The organism is Paenibacillus tuaregi, assembly GCF_900086655.1.
Classification (GTDB): domain Bacteria; phylum Bacillota; class Bacilli; order Paenibacillales; family Paenibacillaceae; genus Fontibacillus; species Fontibacillus tuaregi.
Genome location: NZ_LT575476.1, coordinates 557,224 through 577,787, shown reverse-complemented (window position 1 = coordinate 577,787; position 20,564 = coordinate 557,224). Strand labels below are relative to the sequence as shown.

Below are 20,564 nucleotides of genomic sequence, written 5' to 3'. Positions count from 1 at the left end.
GGAGCGCGGCCCTGCGCCCAAGGCGGCTCGGGCGGCAGCAGGTCCGACGCAAGGGAGGGCTCGCCTCCCTGAAGCAGGGCAGCCAGCTCCAGTGGATGCGAGCTGAAATAGTTCACAAGCGTCTCCTCCAGATCAGCTCCCGAAGCCTCCAGCGGCAGTGTAACCCTGCATGGCTCTTGACCTTTGGAAGCCGCCGCCTTCTTATTCTCCCGCTGCTCCTCAGTCGGAAATGTCACGCGGAGCTCGCCTTCTGAAGCTTCTACCCGATCTTCCTGCTGTAACGCCTTCTTCATCAGAACCCCCTCCTTCCGGTCAACGGACTCTGGCTGTATGCCAAGTTATAATCTCATCCGGTGTTAAGTACATAAGCCAGTTTCGGCCAGGTAGACAGGTTTCTTAGCGAATTTCTTGCTAGTCTCCTACTGGACACTTGCTGGTTTCATTACCAGCTTCTTTCCGCCCACGGCAACTCACTCAGCCAAAGCCCTGGAATCCAGCCGTTGTTAACCCCAGTCTCCGGCCTGCAGTGTAATCAGGCTCTGCAGCTCCTCGCTTGTCATCTCGGTCAGCCACTGTTCGCCAGAACCCACAACCTGCTCTGAAAGCGACTTTTTCCTCTCGATCAGTTCATCAATCCGCTCTTCCAGCGTCCCTTGGCAGATTAATTTATGGACTTCCACATTCTTCTCCTGCCCGATCCGGAACACCCGGTCTGTTGCCTGGTTCTCGACAGCCGGGTTCCACCACCGGTCGAAATGGATCACATGGTTGGCGCGGGTAAGATTCAGCCCAACACCTCCAGCCTTCAAGGAAAGAATGAAGACGGGAGACCCCTTGCCCTCTTGGAACATGCTCACCATATGATCCCGTTCGTTCTTGGCTACCCCGCCATGCAGGAAGAATGGGGCTGTTCCGTATTGATCAGTCAACTGCTTCACCAGCAATTCACCCATCTGCACATACTGGGTGAATATCAGCGCCGCTTCACCATTCTCCCGGATAATATCCAGCAGTTCCAGCAAGCGTTCCAGCTTGCCGGACCGTACCGAGGCGGCGCCCGTTCCAGCGGGACCCACCAGACGGGGATGATCACAGATCTGCTTGAGCCGGGTCAGCGAAGACAGCACCAGCCCTTTGCGGGCGATGCCGGTGCTCTCCTGAATCCGGGTCATCAAATCTTCGGTTACCGCCCGGTACAGATTGGCCTGTTCCACGGTCAGCGGGCAGTAAGACTTGATCTCGATTTTCTCCGGAAGATCCTTGCGGATATCCGGATCACTCTTGAGACGGCGCAGGAGGAAAGGAGCCACAAGCTTTCTAAGCCGCAGCAGTTCGACTGCCTGCTCCTCCCCACCCCCCGTGTACTGTCTGCGGAATGAAGCATAGGTTCCGAGATATCCAGGGTTCAGAAATTGAAAAATCGACCACAGCTCGCTAAGCCTGTTCTCCACCGGCGTGCCCGTCATGGCGATCCGGTGGGGCGCGCTGAGCTTCATCACACTTTGGGCCTGCTTGGTGCTGAAGTTTTTAATATATTGGGCTTCATCCAGGATAATCGATTCCCACTGCGTCTCCCGCAGCTCCTTGGCATCCCTTCCGGCAAGATGATAGGTCGTCAGCACAACATCGTGCTCCCGGCAGGCATTTTGGAACGGTTCGCCATGAAGCCTGCCCGTCCCGTGATGAATGTATAAGCTAAGCTGGGGCGCGAACCTGCGCAGCTCCCGCTGCCAGTTCCCCAGCAGCGAAGTTGGGCATATGATAAGCCTGGTTCCCTCCACATGATCGCTGAGAAGGGTGGTGATGACCTGAACCGTCTTACCCAGACCCATGTCGTCGGCCAGCAGGGCGCCGAACCCCAGTGATTTCATTGTGGTGAGCCACTGGTAACCTCTCTCCTGATAAGGACGAAGGGTTCCTTTTAGAGAAGGGGGCACTGGACGGGTCTTAAGAGTTTTCAGAATCCCGCCTTCCATCAAGGCGGCCAGCAGGCCGGTCGTCTCGACCTCTTCCACATATAACCCCTCGTACCGCCCTTCCTTAGGCCCGTCGTTGGCCAAGTGCATAAGCTCTTTGAAGGTCATGGCTCCCTGTTCATTCTTCTTCATATAACGGAGAACCTGCTTGATCTCCTTCACGTCGATCTCGATCCATTCACCGCGGAACAGAACCAGCGGGGCCCGGGAAGAAGCCAGCTCCGCTAACTCCTCAGGAGTCAGCTTATGTCCGTTCAGCACCGCCTCCAGCTCGAAGTGGACCACCTGCTCCACCCCAAGCTGCGGCTTCTCTGTGCTCCCTGCCTCAGCAGGGTCCCAGCCTGCGGTCTTCAACCGTACTCCCGCTCTCCGCCGGCCCTCCTTAGTCCACCGGGATGGCATCTGTACGGTTACTCCCTGTTTGCGGAGCAGCGGTACGGACTTGCTCAGGAACGAATATACTTCTTCCGGACGAAGCCGGGCGCAATCCGGACGTGGGGCTTGCATGGCTCCTGTAATTTCGGGAGACACTTCTGCGGCTTTAGCCAGTCTGATCAGCAGGTTCTCCTGCACCCCGCTGTACGTTCTCCCGCGAATAACCATTTCATGATCAGGCTGATTCCAGATCAATGCGGCAGGGAGCAGCAAGGAAGCATCCTCTGGCACTTCCGCCCAGAAGGAGAGCTTCCATTCGCCCGGGGAGCTGGAGCTGTCCGCTGCAGCTTGCTCATGAGGCGGCTCCAGCCTTAGGCAGAGCCGGAACCCGCCTCCCGGGGCGGGCTCGTCTTCGGCCGAAGCGCTCGGCAGCTCGCCGCCTACCTCAATGATCCCGCCAGTCAGCTGCTCGATTTCCGGTGCAGTGCCCTGAATGTCCACAGCCCGGTCGCCGCTCAGCAGTCCTTCCCACCATAACTCTGTCAGTGGAGAGACCCCTCTGCGGTATTTACCCTTGACCGCATTCAGCTGTTTGCCAAGCTCTTTGGTCCCTTGGCGGGTCTCATAATCGATAAAAGCGGTAAGAAACGAGTACAGCACCTGAATTTGCCGGCCCTCAGCGGAGAACTCTTCATCTTGAGGCCCATGCTGGACTGGGGTCAGCCCGATAGGCGGCATTGCGCCAGCCAGCAGCCTGAAGCGTTCCTCGTCCCTTGCATCATCAAGACAAGGGGTCCATACGGCCCGCAGTGCAGACTGGGTTCCCCGTCTCCGTGCCCCAGGAACCGCCGCTGGTCTCGCCGACGGAGCGATAGCGCCGCGGAGCATGAGCTCCAGCGCGAATTTCGCTGCACCGCTCCAATAGTTCATCTCGGCGCCTGGAGTTACGCCTTTGGCTATCAACTCGGCCTCCTCATAGTTCAGCAGCATCGGCCAAGCCTCTTCCGGCGATAACGCAAGACCCTCCAGCGTTCTACCGAACAGCCCTTTCCGCTCTCCCCGGCGTACAGCACCGCGAAGGGCAGGCGCGGGCCACCGCAATTCGGCAAGCCGCAGTGCGGCATGCTGGAATGGACGCGCCCCATAGGACAGCTCCAGCCTTCTTAGCGAAGCTGTCCACGCATCCACCCTTGATTCCGATGCCTCTCCCGAGAAGCAGAAGAATATATCACCGAGCCAAATTCCATACAGAGGTTGATTCATTGCTTTCTCCTGTCTGTTCACGATTGCATAACCGATACACCTGCATTACTAACATATTATACGAAAAACCATAGTTTTAAAAATGATCCTGACCACTCCTCTTGTAAAAATTGTCCATGAAATCCGTCTTGCCGGGTGAAGCCCCGCATATGAATCTGAAGAGGGGACAAGAGCAAATCCTACACGATCTTACGGAACAAAAGCATCCCGGCGTGTGCTTCTTCCCTACTTGGGTATATTCATTATAGTAACCATTTAACAGGAGGACCCTTCATGTATACAAGAAATCAGTACAAATGGTGGAACATCCTGCTCTTCATAGGCGTTCTTGCTGTGAATTTCCTTGCCGAGACGCTTCCTCTTGGTGGCCACACCACCGGGGATATCTCAGATATGTATCCTACTCCGATCACTCCAGCTGGGTACGCCTTTGTCATCTGGTCTGTCATCTATCTTCTTCTTGCCGGGTTCATATTCTATCAGGCGAAGCGCACGTATGAGATACGCGACTCCATCCGGGCTATAGGCATATGGTTTGCGGTGTCATGTTTTTTTAATATGGCCTGGATTATATTATGGCACAATCTGTACATAGAATGGTCTCTAATTGCCATGTTGGGTCTATTCTTCAGCTTGTTTATCATTTACCGTCGAACCCGCTCCATTACGTTCCCTACACCGGGAGAGACCTGGTTCGTCCGGCTTCCGTTTAGCATTTACCTCGGTTGGATCAGTGTTGCTACCTTGGTCAATATCATGGTTGTTCTCTCAAAAAACGAATGGAATGGCTTTGGCCTATCCAGCCCACAACGTGCCATTATTATGCTGGCTGTCGGAGCAATTCTGGCTGTCATTCTCAGCTACCGGCCCCGGGATGGCATGCTCCCGCTGGTCTTCGTCTGGGCTTACATTGCCATTGCCATTAAACAGCAGGATACGAGCAATGTGTACCTGACCGCAGGCACACTGTCCCTTATCCTCTTTGTATATGCGATATGGCTTCTGTTCATTCGGGCACGGGAACGGGATTAACTACATTCCTGTACGCGGATACCGTCACAAATCCTTCCCCTATCTTGTCTTTATGTATATAAAATGAACTTATGAAGGTTACCCTTATGGGACGCTGCGATGCCGAGTGTTCTTTAAGACCGCTGTTGTCTCCGAAATGCTTGAGCAATATATCAAAGCAGGGGCATTTCGGAGACAAAGGCGGACGCTCCGCTTCTTCAGAATCACTCGGGATCGAAGCTCAGAGAGGTTAATTTTTAAAGTTCGTTTTATATATAATGGGAATTTCATAAGTTTCTGAATTTTCCTAAGGAAGCGGAGGTAGTTGTTATGCGTATATTTGTAGCTGGTGCAGCCGGAGCGATCGGACGGTTGATGGTGCCCGCCCTTGTCCAGGCCGGACATGACGTCGTGGGGATGACCCGAAGCCCCGGGCACGTTGACACGATCCGGCAGCTGGGGGCACAGCCCGTGGTGGCTGATGTATTCGACCGGGAGCAGCTTGAGACGGAGGTCCTTAGAGCCCGGCCCGATTGTGTAATTCATCAGCTTACCTCACTGGGGAACCGTGATTTCGCGGCGAACTCACGGATCAGGATCGAAGGCACGCGGAACCTTGTGGATGCAGCCCTCAAGGCAGGAACCCGTAAAATGATTGCCCAGAGCATTGCCTGGGCCTATGAACCGGGTCCTTCGCCTGCCGCTGAAGAAGTTCCACTCGATCTAGATGCTCCCCTGCCAAGACAGGGAACCATCCAGGGGGTAGCAGCCTTGGAAGAGGAAGTGTCCAGGATGCCGGAATCAGTCATTCTCAGATACGGCATGTTCTATGGACCAGGCACTTGGTTTGAGCAGAATGAATGGATGGCGGAGCAAGTCCGCCTCGGCCAGATTCCTGCCCAAGACGGGATTACTTCCTTTGTCCACGTCGAAGATGCTGCACGGGCTGCCGTGCTTGCGCTGGATTGGCCCCCGGGAGCCGTCAATATTGTTGACGATGAGCCTGCATCCAGCCGCGAATGGCTGCCAGTCTATGCTGATCTTCTAGGCGCTCCGGCCCCCACCTATGAACCCGGAAGCCCCCGCGGGGAACGGGGAGCTCTGAATACCAAAGCCCGGCAGCACTACGGGTGGCAGCCAATATATCCAAGCTGGCGCTCCGGATTCGCAGAGAACCTTAAATGAGGTAGTAGATAAAATCACCAGCCACAGGCAAGGAGATAGGTTTTAGGTTTTAGGTTTTAGGTTTTAGGTTTTAGGTTTTAGGTTCTTTGACCCAGGCATAAGCCTGAAGCTTCCATCCAATTTAAATAAGACAGCCCGGATCTTCGGGCTGTCTTATTGTCTTCCTGAGCTTATTTCTTGAGTGCAATAACCTCAATTTCAACCAGTCCATCCTTGGGCAGACGGGCTACCTCAACCGCGCTGCGCGCCGGATAAGGCTCTGTGAAGAAGGAACTGTAGATTTCATTAACTTTAACGAAATCACCGAGGTCCTTAAGAAACACTGTCGTTTTAATTACTTTGTCCATTCCGGTTCCCGCCGCTTCCAGGATCGCCTGGACATTGCGCAGGGATTGCACAGTCTGTCTCTCAACCCCTTCGGCAAGCTCCCCGCTCGCCGGATCAAGACCAAGCTGCCCTGAAGTGTAAATGAAGTCTCCGACCTCAACCGCCTGAGAATACGGGCCGATGGCGCCCGGCGCATTTGTAGTGGATACCGATTGTTTGTTCATGGAAATCTCCCTTCCCTCTCTGCTTCATAATTAACGGGTAAATACAGTGAAAATGTGCTTCCAACTCCCTGCTTGCTCTGCAGCCGGATGCAACCTCCGAGCAGTGCCGCCAGATCACGGCTGATGGACAGACCGAGTCCCGTCCCTCCGTACTTACGGCTGATTGACCCGTCAGACTGCTGGAAGGCTTCAAAAACGAGGGAATGCTTGTCCTCCGGAATTCCAATTCCGGTATCGGTCACCGCGAATACAATCCACTGTCCCGGGTCCTGACCATTTCCCCGCTCCTTGCGGATCTCCAGCTTAACTTTACCCGCCTCTGTAAATTTAAACGCGTTAGCGATCAGATTCCGCAGAACCTGCTGCAAACGCAGAGAGTCCGATTGAATCGACTCCGGAAGGTCTTGATCAAACCGGATTTCGAAATCCAGCCCCTTCTGCTGCGCAAGATGCTGAAATTGCAGCTCCATCACCTCGGCAATTTCACGGATGCTGACCTCATCGATCACGATCTCAAGACGCCCCGCCTCTACTTTGGATAAATCAAGAATATCATTAATCAGCTGCAGCAGCTCTTCGCCTGACTTATGGATAATAGCGCCATAGGAGGGATTCTCGTCTTCCTCATGCGCAGGTTCGGATTCCTTAATAATTTGGGCGAGATTCAGAATACTGTTCAAGGGTGTACGCAGCTCATGGGACATATTAGCAAGAAATTCAGACTTGTATTGAGAGGCCATCAGCAGCTGATTGGCCCGCTCTTCCAGCTTAATCTTGGTTCTTTGCAGCTCTTCTGTCTGCTTCTTCAATAGATCATTGGTATACTCCAATTCCAACTTTCGCTTTTGCTCCAACTGAAAGTCCCTCAGCATTACGGCGAACAAGGCACTGAGAATGACCCCAAGCGGAAAGAGCAGCGGCGCTAATTCCAGCATGTACTTTTTAAAAGGAATAACGCCAAAAATACTCACATTCACTGTATTGAATATGTTCACTACCAGAATCGTAATTGTAGCTTTAACCACCAGTCGAACCGTACTCCGCCGCATCCATATATTAAGCCCCGCGCAAATGACACCCAGCAGCGCAAGATTATAAAGCCCTGCTAGTGCCGCCTCATTCACCCCGAAGGTGAGCCGGACCAGGCCGATTCCTATCCCGATAATCATAATTGTCCAGGGCTGTGAGTATACAACGGTTGATATCAGCAGAGGCACAAACCGGAGATCGAATATTACATTGTCGCTTAACCGAAATCCGAACCGCATACAGATCCAGCCAGCTAGGATCATGAGAACTACCGAAGAGACATATTTAACTTTGCTTGAGGTCCGATTAAATAAATACTTATACGCGATATTGGCTAGGTACGCTACGCTAATCAACATCCCCAAATTCATCAGGAACATGTCCCTAAAGCCCATTTGCTCACTCCTGTTGGTAAAACCTTCAAAGTTAGAATATTATAGCTGGGAATATGCTGTCATTTCCTGTCTATCATAGCACGAAGATAAGAGTTAGAGATAGCTTACAGCGCCAGATAAAGACGCAGACCTAGATGGTCTGCGTCTTCCGTTCAGGCTATGCAACTTTTGCCCTTATTACTCGCGTCCCCGGGCCCATTCGTGGAACTCGCGCTCTGCCGCGTCCTTGGTGTGGCCGTACCGCTCCTGAAGCTTCCCGACCAATTTGTCCTTCTCGCCTTCAATTTTGTCCAGATCGTCATCGGTCAGCTTGCCCCACTGGATTTTGACTTCACCCTTAAGTTGGTTCCATTTACCCTTAAATACGCTGCTATCCATCTTAATCAACTCCTTAATCATCTATTGTTTATCTAGCTCGCGGCCTTATCTTAGAGATGAAAAATCTATGTACTTATTACCCTCGCAGCGTAGCTGTGAATCCTTGACTTGCTGGGTCAACATGAGAAAAGGGCCCCATTCATGAGCCCTGTTCATTAACCCGCATATTCAGTTTTGCCTTTCTGCCTGTTTCGATAGTCCTCCACAAACAAACCGGAATAATAAGGGTCCCACTGGGTTCCCCGGCCCTCTTCAAGGATCTGAATGGCCTTCTCCACGTCCAGCCCTCTCCGGTAGGGACGATTGGAGGTCATCGCGTCGAAAGCGTCCGCCACAGCAATAATCCGTCCAAACAACGGAATTTCCTCCCCCTTAAGCTGGTCAGGATAACCTTTCCCGTCATACCGTTCATGATGGGATCTAACTCCGGGAAGGAACGGTGCCATGGCATCGGCGGGTTCGATCTGCCGTAGAATGCTCTCTCCCATAGCGGGGTGCTGCTTGATCTGGTCGAATTCCTCCTCGGTCAGACGCCCTTCCTTCAGCAGAACTGAATCCCGGGTCCCAATCTTGCCAATGTCGTGCAGCAGAGCCGATTTACGCAGCGCATCCAGCTTCTCCGCAGACAGACCTGCAAGCACTCCAATCTGCACCGCATAGTCCGCAACCCGTAGAGAATGGCCCGCCGTGTAGGGGTCTCTCGCATCCAATGCAGCCGCCAGCGTTGCAAAATAACTCTCGATCAGCTGGTTGTTCAGCGCCGACTGCTCTTTAATCCCGCTGAGCATGTGATTGAAGCCGGACACCAGCTTGGAGAACTCATCCGAGAACATTTCGCTTGCATGCGTATTTAAGTTGCCTTCCTTCACTTCAGCCATACGCTCATACAAGTGCTGGATAGGAATTTCCACATCCCTTGTCAGCAGCCAGGCCCCAAAAAAGGCGAAGCCTAACGACACGATCAAAATATATCCTGCCCATCTCCAATACTCTCCCCCAGCCCCATCCAGATTGCCGATCCTGAGCTGTACGGCAAGTCCATACAGCAGCAAGGGGAAAGCGCCAATCAGAAATGCGCCCCAACGGAACTTCTGCTTGATCGAGATAAGCACTTGCCCGCCAAGCGACAACTCCTTGCCGAATTTACCTATACTTCTCCGTTGAAGCTCCTCCAGCACTGGTCTTATGGCATAGGAGGTTAGGAAAAATTCGATCATCGCGTGCATCGCCGCCACCAAGAGCGCACCCAGAACAGCAAGGACAAGAAAACCCTGTGGAAACGAGAGCACTCTGGTATGAATCAGCCACAAGGTTAGCAGTACCGCTGGTACAGTTAATCCGAAAAAATGCGGCCCCAGTATTCTTTTGACTGCCAGGGAAGGAAGCTGATGAAGGCGGATATACACCTGCTGCAGCTCATTGTGGCTAGCGACATCCTGATGAAACACATGTTTGATCGGCCGGATGTGCCTGGAGAAGGACGTCCATTCCAAGCTGACCATGGAACATAAGGAAATCCCCAGAACAATAACCAACCAAAGGTACTCTCTTGGGGAAATCTCCAGCGTAGTAAAGATTATCAGACCGCCAACTCCAGCGACAGCCGTAACAGATCCAATAAAATAATTGAGCATCAGACGTGAAATGAACGTTCTGTATATCGTCAAGACTTTCGCCGCTCCTTTCTCATCTCAAAGGACTACTAAGTCATTATCGGCATATTCTACCAACAAATTGACAGCAGCATTTGACTTATTCATTCGTGCCCTCCCTGATCCCCTGGCCAGAATCCGGCTGGTTCAAGAGGTGGGGAGATGGTCTAATAAATTTAGTAGGAATTAAGTAAACTAAATCACGAGGCAACACATTTTAGGAGGTGGCCATGGAACTCACTGCCTTAACCAGCTCAATCATCATCCTGCTGGCCAGCCTATTGTTGATCGGCGTATTTGCCACCAAATTCTCAAGCCGCTTCGGCTTGCCCGCTCTGGTCTTCTTCATTGCCGCGGGGATGATCCTTAGCAACTTCCTCTATTTCGACAATGCCTTTATTACCCAGCTCGTCGGCACCTTCGCCCTGATTGTCATCTTGTTCGAGGGCGGCATGCAGACCAAATTCATTACGATCCGGCCAATCCTTCCAGCCGCCCTGTCGCTGGCAACGGTCGGCGTGCTCTTCACAACAGCAATCATCGGCGTCAGTGCCATGCTTATTTTGAATGTGCCTCTTGCAGACGGTCTCCTGTTCGGGGCAATTGTCGGCTCGACGGATGCCGCCGCAGTATTCTCTGTCCTGGGTGGCAAGAACATCAAGGAGCGGCTCACTTCCACACTAGAGGCCGAGTCCGGCAGCAATGACCCGATGGCCGTCTTCTTGACCGTCACATTGATCGAGTGGATTCAGCATCCGGAGGGGCACAATCTTCTCCGACTCGTCTTTTCGTTCGTCATGGAGATGGGGCTCGGACTTCTCTTCGGCCTGCTCCTGGGCTGGATTTCCGTTAAAGTTATTAACAGAATCAACTTTGACTCGTCCGGATTGTATCCGGTTATGGCTATTGCTTTTGCCGTGTTGACATACGGATTGACCTCAGCCCTGCACGGCAGCGGACTTCTCGCTGTCTACGTCATGGCTCTGGTGCTTGGGAACAGTGATTTAACCTACCGCCAGTCTATTCTTCAATTCAACAAAGGCTTCGGTTGGATTATGCAAATCACCATGTTCACCCTCCTCGGGCTGCTGGTATTTCCGGGAGAGCTCCCTGCGATTATGCTCCACGGACTCGCACTTTCCCTCATTCTGATGTTCATCGCCCGTCCAGTAGGCGTGTTCGCAAGCACACTTCTAACCAAGTTCAGCTTCAAGGAGAAGCTTGTTCTGTCCTGGGCGGGACTTCGGGGCGCCGTACCGATTGTACTGGCGACCTATCCCCTGATCAGCGGCCTGCCCGATGGCCGGATGTTTTTTAACGTAGTGTTCTTTGTCATTCTGACCTCCGCCTTGATCCAAGGTGCAACCATAACCCCCTTTGCGGTGAAGCTCGGGCTTGTCGATGAACGGAGCGAGCAGTCTCATTCACTTCTGGAGCTTGTTTCGCTTGGCAAAACCAAATCCGAGATCAACCATATCCATGTTCACGCAGGCATGGTCAGCGTAGGGGAGGAAATCCGTAATTTGAATCTTCCACCCAATGTTCTCGTCACCGCAGTTATCCGCGGCGAAGATATTGTTACTCCTACAGGAAATACTGTAATCCAGGAGGGGGACACCCTCTATATTCTCGGTCCAAAGGCAGACAGAGAGCGCATCAAGAAGGTCTTCCGGTTCCGCGAAATGCCGCTGGCACCTGCGACACCAGAGCCTGAGCTGATTCCGGGCCACCCCGAGCCAGGCAAGGTGGATAACAGCCCGCCTATGCCTCCCGACCCCGGGGATACCGATTAATACTCTCTGAAAGCAAATAAGCCCGTCCTAGGGGAAAATCCCCGGGGGTGGGCTTATTTTAATTACGCTGAGAAAATATCTCTATCTTTATGGGGAATTATCACCCCGATCAACTTATCTTTTACTCTTGGCTTTCTTATTCAGCCACAACAGCCAACCGCCAAGTGCAAGGATACCTACCGCCAACAGAATATAGAACGCAATGGTATACAGCTCGTCTTCTGTCATATTGAACACCATCATTCTCCCCTTTCCAAGTTTCCACGACAGCTAAAAAACACCGTATGATTAAATAAACATCCTAGTCTATTTCTAACCTAAAAAGCCGCTTTTCATAAGTGAGCTTGCGTTTTACATTCAATTGACGTATAATATATATTTGAGTTGCAAATCCTCATATATGTAGTTCCTCAGAAAGATGATAACTCTCCTTATAACCTGGTAGAAATTCCTATTTGAACTAACCCTAAGAGTAAGAATTTTGGAGTAATTCTGATTCACACTGGCGCGGTCATTGGAGCCGCAAGGACAAGAGAGAGGTAGGGCTTTTGTTGTTTTGGAAAATGTCAGTTATGATCTGAGCAGGAACATTGCCATGTCTTTACCGTGTACATAAAGGCATAGGTTACAATATAACTTACGCATAACCAAAGCGAGCGCCGCAGGATTCCCTGTTCGGCGCTCGCGTCCATTCTACTGGTCCTTCCCGGCCTATAGCTGCTGCGTACAAGTTCGATGGGCAGTCGGCATTATCTGCAAGGAATTATATAAATGGCTATATTTCCTACTTCTTACTTATTTGATCACTACCAAATTACCCAATCTTACTATTTCGCAAAAAATGAGAGCGTTCCTTGGCAAACTCACGCTTGTGCCAACCGGGTTCGTAAGATTTTAGGATTGAGTATCACCATGTATACCCGCCTCCGGAATATCAACAGACAAAAGGTGCCTCAAAGGTCTAACGAGACCTTGGGGCACCCTTCTTGATGCTTAACCTTGTGATGGTTGACTTGGCGTCTATCGCGCACTTAGGTTGTCCCAGTTTCGCTGGAACTGCTCATACATCTCTTCCTTATTGATTTTGCCGCCAATATAAGCCTGCATGCTGCTTGCGAACTCAGGTGACATGCCGTTCGGGAACCGGAACCAGTTCCAGGTCAGCGCCTTATCTGCATCTGTATACCAGAGAACTTCCATACCCAACGCCCCAAGATCCTCCTCCTTGCCTTTAATATTGTCAAAGGCCGGGATAAACTTGAACTCTTTGGTGATATATTTCTTGCCCGTCTCCGAGGATACCAGCCAATTCAGGAACTCCTTCGCTTCCTTCTTGACCGGCGAATTTTTGTTTACCACCCAGTTATTCGGCACTCCTACGAACAGCTTATCGTTACCCTGCTCATTGTTAATCGGCATGGGCAGGATGCCCAGGTTCAGCTTCGGATTGATCCCGTCAATTTGCACCTGGGTCCAGTTCCCCTGCTGCATCATAGCCGCCTTGCCGCTGGCAAGCATGGTCACCTGGGTATTGTAGTCCGTGGTCAGCGGGTTATCATTCCCGTATTTCAAGGTCAGATCGAATAGGTCCGACCACATCTTAACCACCTTGTTCCCCGCAAACTTCTCGGTTCCTTCGTTAAGCCCCTTGATGAATGCGGCAGGGTCTTTCTGATAAGCAAAAGCCAGATTAATATTATGATTCCCCAGCACGAACGACTCCTGATACCCGTTGGCAAAAGGAACAATACCTGCCGCCTTCAGCTTCTTGGCCGCTTCCTCCAATTCACTCAAGGTCACCGGAGGCTTCTCGATCCCGGCTTTCTTGAATAAATCTTTATTATAAATGAACCCGTAACCCTCCAGGTTCATCGGCTGACCGTATAACCGCCCGTTCTTGGTCATCGGCTCCTTGGCAATCGGCTTTACATCCTTCACCCATGGTTCATCCGACAAGTCTTCCAGATAATCCTGCCACATATCCAGCTCCCGGTATCCGCCGATATTGAAGATATCCGGCTCCTTACCGGAGGAGAACTTCGCTCGGAGCGAAGCTCCGTAGTCGCTGCCTCCACCTACGGTTTGAATGTCCAGCTTCACGCCTGGATGCTCTTTCTCATACTCTGCTTTGAGCCGGGCCATGGCCTCAGATATTTCCACCTTGAACTGAAAAATGTGTACGGTCTTGACCCCGCCGCTCTCCGCCCCGCTGCGGCCACAGCCGGTGGCCGTCAAGGCCGTGAGAAGCAGAAGCGCAAGACCTCTCGCCCATGATTTCATATCATAACAACCTCCTTTTCAACCGTCCTATCCTGTAATCGTCCCATGGTTTAGCCTTTAACGGAGCCTTGGGCAATTCCCTCGATAATATATTTCTGCATCGCCAGGAAGAAAATGACAACTGGCGCAATGCCCAGAACCAGCCCAGGCAGGGCCAGATCCCACTGCTTTGTGAACTGGCCGAAGAAAGCGTAGGTTGCAATAGGGATCGTCCGCATCTCTGGACTTTGCAGGATCAGGGACGGCATCAGATAGTCATTCCAGATCCACAGCGTATTGAGAATGATGACCGTCACAATAATCGGCTGCATAAGCGGAAGCACCAGACGGAAGAAGATGCCGAAGGTAGAGCTGCCATCCACCCTGCCGGCTTCCTCGATGTCGATAGGCACAGTCTTAACAAAACCATGCAGCAGGAACACCGTAATCGGAGCGCCAAATCCCAGATAACACAGGATCAGCCCGGTGCGTGTATCCATCACGCCGAGAAGGCTGACCACCTTGACGAGCGGAATCATCAAGGATTGGAACGGAATCACCATCGCCGCCACAAACGCCCCGTAGAGCAGACGGTTGAAGAGGGTGGGCTTGCGCACCATCCGGTATGCTGCCATGGAACAAGTCAGCACGAGCAGCAGATTGCTGAGCACGGTGATCAGAAGTGAATTGCCAAACGCCTGCGGGAACATGGTTTTGGTCCAGGCCTCCGAGTAGTTGCTCCACTTGAACGCGCTTGGCCAGTCTGCGGAATTTGTCAGAATCTCACCGAACTCTTTCACCGAGTTCACCAGCAGGAAGTAAAAAGGCACCAGAAACAGAAGGCCAAGCAGGATGAGGATGACCTCAATCACCACATAGGAAGAGCGGTAGCGCTTAATCGTATTCATTAGACCTCCACCTCCCTGCTCTTCGTTGCCCGTACCTGAAGAATCGAGATGATCGCGACAATGACGAAGAAGATGATCGCCTTCGCAGACCCCATTCCGAAACGGCTGATGTTAAAGGCCTCATTATAAATATTGAGCGCCACGGATTCCGTAGACTTGAACGGTCCGCCCTTGGTCAGCGACAAATTTAGATCAAACAGCTTGAACGACCAGGAAATGGCCAGGAAAAGACACACGGTTACCCCTGGCATAATGAGCGGTACGATAATATGCCGGAGCACTTGCTTGCGGCCCGCCCCATCCACCTTGGCGGCTTCAATTAAAGACCCCGGGATCGCTCCAAGCGAGGAGATGTAGATCACCATCAGATACCCCGAATTTTGCCAAATAAATACGATCACGATCGCCCAGAAGGAGGTGCTTTCCGTTCCAAGCCACGGGAGATTGAAGAACGGTCCGCCGATGGACTGGAAGCCCCGGACGAAGATGAACTGCCAAATGAAACCGAGCAGCAGGCCGCCAATAACGTGCGGCATGAAGAAAACCGTCCGCATCACATTGCGGGTGGCCAGCGGCTTCGTAAGCAGGTAGGCAAGCGCGAAACCGACCACATTCGTCAGCACCACGCCGAGCACCGTGAACTTAACGGTGAACCAGAAAGAGTTTAGAAAGTCAGGGTCTTTTGTGAAAATATGAATGTAGTTATTAAGCCCAACCCATGTGACATGTCTGGAAATTCCATTCCAGCTTGTGAATGAATAGTAGAGTCCCAGAAAGAAAGGGACCGCCACAATCAGGAGGAAAAACACCGCGGAAGGTCCGACAAATATGAGCTGGTAGAGCCAGCTTGACGCTTTCTTCCGTTCCATACCTATCACCTCTCGTTATGTACTCTTTTGTCCCTTTTATTACCTTCTGAGTACACTTTTGAATCGCCCAGCCCCCTCAAGTCTGGGTTGTCTCCGGTCTCATTTCCTTGAGCTTATGGCGGACAAACCAATCAGCAGCCCGCTTGGTACGCCAAAAGAAGCCGCCCCTAAGCCGGGCGGCTTCTGCCAGTAATTATATAATTAGCGGCGGCTGTTCAGCTGCTCCTCCCTCACTTCGGGAGAGCCGCTGCGCTCGACGCGGGCTTTTTCTTTTCTAACGGTATCCTGCACCTGCTGCGTCTCTTGAACATCACGCTTATGGACCTCAACCTCACCCGTTACCACCGCGTTCTTGTTCACTTCCACCTTCTCCTCGGTCACCGGAATGCGGATGGCCTCCTCCTTGCCAACCGGCTGATCAGACGCACCATCCTGGACAGGCTTGCGCTCAATCACAACTTCTTCATGGCTCACAGGAACATTGATCGTCTTCTGCTCCTCCACAACTTCCTTGCGGACCTGAACCTCTCCCGTCTTAACCCGGTTCTTGTCCACAGACAGCTGCTCCTCACGAAGCTGCAGCTTGTCGGCTTCCTTGTCCGGATATGCAGAATCGGCTCTAGAGGAAGGCTCAACTGTATCCTTCTCATTATATACCGGCATTGTACCTGTGTCCGTGGCGCTTAAGTGTGTTCCTACTCTGTCCTGAGTCTGTACCTCAGCGTCCGCCTGATCATATCGGCTGTAGTAATGCGCGTTCAGCGAATGATTGTCACGGAAGATTTGATACACTCGGCCTGCCTGACCCGGCTGCGCATCAACCATAACCAGAATGCGGCCGTCGTTAATCATGGTGTCATATTCCTCAGCCTCATCCTCTGGGATGCCCAGTCCAACAAGCCCGCCTACCAGTCCGCCTGTGCCCGCACCAACGGCTGCCCCGGTCAGCGCGGCGGCAATAGGACCAGCTGCTACGATAGGGCCGATGCCGGGAATGGCCAGCGCCCCAAGCCCCGCAAGCAGTCCCGTAACACCGCCCAGAATTCCGCCGGTTGCCGCTCCTGTTGCAACACCTTCTGGAGCTTTAGTGCCTGTCTCATCGCTTATTGCCGATACATCACGCTTATCCTTGGCCACGATGGAGATATCGTCTGCTCTGAAACCCTGACGCTTCAGCTCTTCGATCGCGTTCGTAGCTTCTTGTTCGTTTCTAAATACGCCAACAATTTTCTTAGTCATGTTGATTACCTCCAAGTTGTTCGTCATGTTGTAGTTCATCCTGCGAAACGTAATATGTAATTAACCAGCCCCCTGAGGGATAAACAGGATATTCTTATGTTTTTGAGAATATGCAGTTATTCCCAGGTGGATTGAAGCTGCTATATGTAAATCCCCTTTCTGACACTTCCAACCCTGCATATAGGACCTCCCACAGCCTTTTGAACAACCCAAACAGGCCACCCGGTTGAGATGGCCTCGTTCGACAAGCTGCTTCCAATTCACTTTGCTTTCACATATCACCTGTTCCCATGCCATTAACATTTATCTGTGTCTGCTTACTTGCTCATCATGCAGACGACGAAGCTCGGCCTCTTTGTTCTGGGCAATAGAGACGGTATCCTCCGGGTCGGCTGGAACGTCCTTCTCATTGTACCAAGGCAGGGTCCCCTGATCGGTTGCACTTACGTGCGTGCCGAGGACGTCCTGATCTCCTACCTGGCCGGCCTCGTCATTACGGCTGAAATACTGTGAATTCAAGGAATTGTTGCTGTGGAACACGTGATAAATATCGTTCATCTGCTCCGGCTCGGCGTCAATGAGCACCAGAATGCGGCCTTCATTCACCTGGTTATCGTACTCCTTGGCCTCTGTCTCAGGCACACCAACACCAATAAGCCCTCCAGCCAAGCCCCCGGCTCCCGCTCCAATCGCGGCTCCCGTTAAAGCAGCCGCAATCGGCCCGGCTGCCAGCAGCGGACCAACTCCCGGAATAGCCAGCGCGCCAAGTCCGGCAAGCAGCCCGGTCACTCCCCCAAGCACCCCGCCTGCGGTCGCACCGACAGCCACACCCTCAGAGGAATTCGTACCCGTCTCCTCGGAGATCGATGCGGCGCGTCTTGTATCTTTTGCAACAATCGAGATATCCTCTGCCTTAATGCCCATGTCCTTCAATTGCGTTATCGCATTTGTTGCTTCGCCCTCACTGCCAAATACACCTACAACTTTCTGTGTCATAGTATATTTCCCCTCCAGTATGGACCATTTATGAGATAAAAGGGCTCATACGATTTTGTACTATGTATTTAACCATCACTCTTTAGGATAAACAGGCAGGAATACCTGTGTGATCACTGAACATCTCTGAAAATTAACCTGAAGAACAAGGGCCAGGTCGCTGTCAGAGAAAATTAAGGTCTCCATAGCCGAAGCCCCCTCATTCATCTGCGTGCATCCACTCCAGTTTGGGTACCGGGCAGCTGATTCCGGTAGTTTCATAGGATGGCAGAAGCGCTATGGACTCTTCTAGTTACGTTGGTCTTTCTATATATGTTTGGAGTTCACAGATTCTTGGGTGAAATCCCTTCCCCCTCATTTCCTTTTTAGGTGATGGTAAGAAATGTTTAAATAATTGTCTCCAAAACGCGCATTTTAGTATCGTACCCAAAAAACACAAACTCAAGGAGGCAGTACAAAATGAAAAAGATTATCGTAGCAGTCGCATCCCTTGCCTTGATGCTTAATGCAGGTGTAGCTGTATCTTCAGCTTCCGCAGAAACAGATGGGCACAAAAAACCGGCACAACATAAGACCCAGACAAAGAGCACGCATAAGACTCATGCTAAAAGCACCCACAAGAAGCATACTCTGCACAAAAGCTCCCATGGCAAAGCTGGGACACTTCACGGCAAAAGTTCAAGCCACGCCAAAAAAATTGGTGGGATGCACACAAAGAGCATAAAAGCCAAAGGTACACAAATGCCTAAAACAGGTTTTGGCGGCGCAAGCGAACAAATGGAATAGGAAGGACGGAAGAGGGGATTTTGGTTAGTCCTCTCTTTTTTTAAAAATGAATAAGATCAGAATAGCTCGTTTCTTGACCGGAATTTTTTATGTATGGTGCTGTGCGGGTTGTTCCACTACACCGAATTCTCAACCTCAATCTGAACCCAGACCCATTAAGGTACAAACCGAGACTAAGCTGCCTATTCCAAAACCGGATAACACCCGGGATTTTAATTTTGAATCCTTTAAGGGAATAGTTCCTTACGAGATCAGCATTCCCTCTGTAAAACTGCAAGCCAGGATTGAACCTGTAAGCTTTTTGAAAAACGGACAAATGGGAGTTCCCCACAACACCGACCGGGTCGGCTTTCTAAAAGGAGTATTACCTGGCAATGTGGGAAATGCTGTTATGGATGGCCATGTGGATACCTATACAGGCCCCGCCGTATTTTATCCATTGAAAAGGCTAAAGCAGGGGGACTTTGTATATATAAAAAATAACAGAGGGTGTAAAATCCGTTTTACCGTTAAATCCGTGAACTATTATGCTACGGCGGAGGCACCCACTGAAGCTATATTCGGGCCATCGTTAAAACGTCAACTCAACTTGATTACCTGTGCAGGAAGATACAGCAGAAGCCGACGCGAGCATGAGGGAAGACTTGTGGTCTATACGGAACTGTCCGGGGTGGAAGCCGCCTGCAATCAACAAACCAAAGACACTAAAGGGACTTTGAAGCCTAACCCAATAAATACCCAGGGAGAATAGACATCGTGTATAGGATTTTGAAATCTCTCCTCATTTTTGCAATTGTTACTTGTCACACTTATGGTATCAGCAGCCTGCCAGCTGCCCGTGCGGAATCATCTGAGAAAGAACAGATAACCCTGATGCTTCAAAATTTATTTGAGAACCGGGCCAAGCTGCTTTTGGATCAGAACAAAGAGCTTATTAAGGACTATTATCTCCCAAGTGACCGCTACAGTCGTCACGCATTTCAACATGAGCTTGACCGGGCTGAGTATCTGCAGACCTGGGCTCATCACCGGCGAATGAAGTTCGTGAACGCTGAATGTTCAATCCGAATTATCCGCCTCAACGTTACCGGCGACACAGCTAAAGTCTCCCTGGCGCAGTCCCTAAAAGTAAGTTACGAGTATAAGGGGAAATATCCTGGCCAGCATGACTTCGGAATTGGAACCCGGCACGCGATCCGGCTTAAGAAAGTAAACCAAAGCTGGCTGTTGGAACGTGAGTGGTATTCTGATCCGCTTGAAGAGAACCCGAAGCTCATCCAGCAATGCGATACTGATTTCATTCCCGGAAAGGCTCCGGTAAGCGTACGGGCCCATACGAAGTACAACCGGCTCCGTGCGGTTGAATATGCTAACAAATATGCCGGCCTCGCTTGGGGAGCCGGAAATGAGCATCGTTACAACCGGAAGTACTTGGATTATACGTCCAAGGGTGGAGACTGCACCAACTTCTCTTCGCAGGTCATTGGCGACAAGGAGGAAGGCGGAGGCTTGCGCATGTGGAGGGATTGGCGTTACTTCTATGGTAATGGCGGCAGTCAGGCCTGGGTAAGAACGGACAGCTTCAAAAGCTTCCTGGTTCACTCTGGATATGGAACGGTTGTTGCCCATGGAGACTTCACGAAAATTGTTAAATTTTCGAACAAGCTTCAGCAGCAGGGAACTGAAGTATATAAATTTCAGCCGGGAGATCTTATTGCCTACCAACTAAATGGGGATATCGACCACTTCTCGGTTATTGTCGGATTTGATCAAGGCGGTTATCCGTTAGTCAACTCACATACCGCGGACCGTTATCGCGTTCCCTTTGATTTAGGCTGGGATAAATATACCAAATACCAAGTCATTCACATTCGCGATTAAATAGCTATAGCTTGTTCT

Annotated in this window: 18 protein-coding genes; 6 read left to right on the top strand and 12 right to left on the bottom strand. The window is 51.4% G+C overall.

Features of this window, described 5'->3' with window-relative positions; translation table 11 throughout:
• Nucleotides 1-293 (bottom strand): hypothetical protein (locus tag BN6628_RS26270; RefSeq protein WP_162272648.1); only part of this gene is annotated, 293 nt, incomplete at its 3' end.
• 210 nt (nucleotides 294-503) lie between these two features.
• Nucleotides 504-3,614: a DEAD/DEAH box helicase gene (locus tag BN6628_RS02860; RefSeq protein WP_068613955.1), complete on the bottom strand. Its 3,111-nt coding sequence runs from the start codon at nucleotides 3,612-3,614 to the stop codon at nucleotides 504-506.
• A 273-nt stretch (nucleotides 3,615-3,887) separates the two neighbouring features.
• Here BN6628_RS02860 and BN6628_RS02855 point away from each other — a divergent pair, with 273 nt between their 5' ends.
• Nucleotides 3,888-4,646 (top strand): tryptophan-rich sensory protein, encoded by a 759-nt coding sequence (locus tag BN6628_RS02855; RefSeq protein ID WP_068613952.1) that lies wholly within the window; start codon nucleotides 3,888-3,890, stop codon nucleotides 4,644-4,646.
• Nucleotides 4,647-4,955: 309 nt separating this feature from the next.
• The gene (locus BN6628_RS02850; protein WP_068613949.1) at nucleotides 4,956-5,810 is read left to right on the top strand and encodes an NAD-dependent epimerase/dehydratase family protein; all 855 of its coding nucleotides are present in this window, start codon (nucleotides 4,956-4,958) and stop codon (nucleotides 5,808-5,810) included.
• A gap of 170 nt (nucleotides 5,811-5,980) precedes the next feature.
• Here the strand turns inward: BN6628_RS02850 and BN6628_RS02845 are convergent, their stop codons facing one another.
• The 4 genes from BN6628_RS02845 to BN6628_RS02830 all read right to left on the bottom strand — a co-directional run bounded on the left by BN6628_RS02845 (nucleotide 5,981) and on the right by BN6628_RS02830 (nucleotide 9,830).
• A complete protein-coding gene (locus BN6628_RS02845) occupies nucleotides 5,981-6,361 on the bottom strand; it encodes a RidA family protein (protein WP_068613947.1) in 381 nt (126 codons plus the stop codon).
• On the bottom strand, nucleotides 6,358-7,785 hold the full coding sequence (locus BN6628_RS02840; RefSeq protein WP_068613944.1) for a sensor histidine kinase: 1,428 nt from the start codon (nucleotides 7,783-7,785) through the stop codon (nucleotides 6,358-6,360). Before BN6628_RS02840 ends, BN6628_RS02845 begins: the two co-directional genes overlap by 4 nt.
• Before the next feature lie 177 nt (nucleotides 7,786-7,962).
• On the bottom strand, nucleotides 7,963-8,163 hold the full coding sequence (locus BN6628_RS02835; RefSeq protein WP_068613941.1) for a CsbD family protein: 201 nt from the start codon (nucleotides 8,161-8,163) through the stop codon (nucleotides 7,963-7,965).
• A 155-nt stretch (nucleotides 8,164-8,318) separates the two neighbouring features.
• Nucleotides 8,319-9,830 carry an HD-GYP domain-containing protein gene (locus tag BN6628_RS02830; RefSeq protein ID WP_068613938.1) on the bottom strand — a complete coding sequence of 504 codons (1,512 nt, stop codon included), beginning with the start codon at nucleotides 9,828-9,830 and terminating at the stop codon, nucleotides 8,319-8,321.
• A gap of 215 nt (nucleotides 9,831-10,045) precedes the next feature.
• Between BN6628_RS02830 and BN6628_RS02825 the strand changes: the two genes are divergently transcribed.
• Nucleotides 10,046-11,608, top strand: a complete 1,563-nt coding sequence (locus BN6628_RS02825; RefSeq protein WP_068613937.1) for a potassium/proton antiporter — start codon at nucleotides 10,046-10,048, stop codon at nucleotides 11,606-11,608.
• Between the two features lie 114 nt (nucleotides 11,609-11,722).
• On the opposite strand, the gene BN6628_RS26755 is transcribed toward BN6628_RS02825, so the two are convergent.
• From BN6628_RS26755 to BN6628_RS02800, 6 genes are all read right to left on the bottom strand, one after another.
• Complete coding sequence (locus BN6628_RS26755; RefSeq protein ID WP_262363141.1) at nucleotides 11,723-11,851, bottom strand: hypothetical protein; 129 nt, start codon at nucleotides 11,849-11,851, stop codon at nucleotides 11,723-11,725.
• A 777-nt stretch (nucleotides 11,852-12,628) separates the two neighbouring features.
• Nucleotides 12,629-13,888, bottom strand: a complete 1,260-nt coding sequence (locus BN6628_RS02820; RefSeq protein WP_068613934.1) for an ABC transporter substrate-binding protein — start codon at nucleotides 13,886-13,888, stop codon at nucleotides 12,629-12,631.
• Nucleotides 13,889-13,938: 50 nt separating this feature from the next.
• Nucleotides 13,939-14,775, bottom strand: coding sequence for a carbohydrate ABC transporter permease (locus BN6628_RS02815; protein ID WP_068613931.1), 837 nt, complete (start codon nucleotides 14,773-14,775; stop codon nucleotides 13,939-13,941).
• On the bottom strand, nucleotides 14,775-15,644 hold the full coding sequence (locus BN6628_RS02810) for a carbohydrate ABC transporter permease (RefSeq protein WP_068613928.1): 870 nt from the start codon (nucleotides 15,642-15,644) through the stop codon (nucleotides 14,775-14,777). Before BN6628_RS02810 ends, BN6628_RS02815 begins: the two co-directional genes overlap by 1 nt.
• 201 nt (nucleotides 15,645-15,845) lie before the next feature.
• A complete protein-coding gene (locus BN6628_RS02805; protein WP_068621898.1) occupies nucleotides 15,846-16,883 on the bottom strand; it encodes a YsnF/AvaK domain-containing protein in 1,038 nt (345 codons plus the stop codon).
• 303 nt (nucleotides 16,884-17,186) lie between these two features.
• Nucleotides 17,187-17,879, bottom strand: a complete 693-nt coding sequence (locus tag BN6628_RS02800; RefSeq protein ID WP_068613925.1) for a general stress protein — start codon at nucleotides 17,877-17,879, stop codon at nucleotides 17,187-17,189.
• A gap of 459 nt (nucleotides 17,880-18,338) precedes the next feature.
• Here BN6628_RS02800 and BN6628_RS02795 point away from each other — a divergent pair, with 459 nt between their 5' ends.
• The 3 genes from BN6628_RS02795 to BN6628_RS02785 all read left to right on the top strand — a co-directional run bounded on the left by BN6628_RS02795 (nucleotide 18,339) and on the right by BN6628_RS02785 (nucleotide 20,546).
• Nucleotides 18,339-18,665, top strand: coding sequence for a hypothetical protein (locus BN6628_RS02795; protein WP_068613923.1), 327 nt, complete (start codon nucleotides 18,339-18,341; stop codon nucleotides 18,663-18,665).
• A gap of 73 nt (nucleotides 18,666-18,738) precedes the next feature.
• On the top strand, nucleotides 18,739-19,416 hold the full coding sequence (locus BN6628_RS02790) for a class F sortase (RefSeq protein ID WP_235847561.1): 678 nt from the start codon (nucleotides 18,739-18,741) through the stop codon (nucleotides 19,414-19,416).
• Between the two features lie 5 nt (nucleotides 19,417-19,421).
• Nucleotides 19,422-20,546 carry an amidase domain-containing protein gene (locus BN6628_RS02785; protein ID WP_068613916.1) on the top strand — a complete coding sequence of 375 codons (1,125 nt, stop codon included), beginning with the start codon at nucleotides 19,422-19,424 and terminating at the stop codon, nucleotides 20,544-20,546.
• Nucleotides 20,547-20,564 lie beyond the last annotated feature (18 nt).

Coding starts and splice junctions, on each gene's coding strand:
- BN6628_RS02860 (WP_068613955.1), bottom strand. CDS start 3,614: ATGAATCAACCTCTGTATGGAATTTGGCTCGGTGATATATTCTTCTGC.
- BN6628_RS02855 (WP_068613952.1), top strand. CDS start 3,888: ATGTATACAAGAAATCAGTACAAATGGTGGAACATCCTGCTCTTCATA.
- BN6628_RS02850 (WP_068613949.1), top strand. CDS start 4,956: ATGCGTATATTTGTAGCTGGTGCAGCCGGAGCGATCGGACGGTTGATG.
- BN6628_RS02845 (WP_068613947.1), bottom strand. CDS start 6,361: ATGAACAAACAATCGGTATCCACTACAAATGCGCCGGGCGCCATCGGC.
- BN6628_RS02840 (WP_068613944.1), bottom strand. CDS start 7,785: ATGGGCTTTAGGGACATGTTCCTGATGAATTTGGGGATGTTGATTAGC.
- BN6628_RS02835 (WP_068613941.1), bottom strand. CDS start 8,163: ATGGATAGCAGCGTATTTAAGGGTAAATGGAACCAACTTAAGGGTGAA.
- BN6628_RS02825 (WP_068613937.1), top strand. CDS start 10,046: ATGGAACTCACTGCCTTAACCAGCTCAATCATCATCCTGCTGGCCAGC.
- BN6628_RS26755 (WP_262363141.1), bottom strand. CDS start 11,851: ATGATGGTGTTCAATATGACAGAAGACGAGCTGTATACCATTGCGTTC.
- BN6628_RS02820 (WP_068613934.1), bottom strand. CDS start 13,888: ATGAAATCATGGGCGAGAGGTCTTGCGCTTCTGCTTCTCACGGCCTTG.
- BN6628_RS02815 (WP_068613931.1), bottom strand. CDS start 14,775: ATGAATACGATTAAGCGCTACCGCTCTTCCTATGTGGTGATTGAGGTC.
- BN6628_RS02810 (WP_068613928.1), bottom strand. CDS start 15,644: ATGGAACGGAAGAAAGCGTCAAGCTGGCTCTACCAGCTCATATTTGTC.
- BN6628_RS02805 (WP_068621898.1), bottom strand. CDS start 16,883: ATGACTAAGAAAATTGTTGGCGTATTTAGAAACGAACAAGAAGCTACG.
- BN6628_RS02800 (WP_068613925.1), bottom strand. CDS start 17,879: ATGACACAGAAAGTTGTAGGTGTATTTGGCAGTGAGGGCGAAGCAACA.
- BN6628_RS02795 (WP_068613923.1), top strand. CDS start 18,339: ATGAAAAAGATTATCGTAGCAGTCGCATCCCTTGCCTTGATGCTTAAT.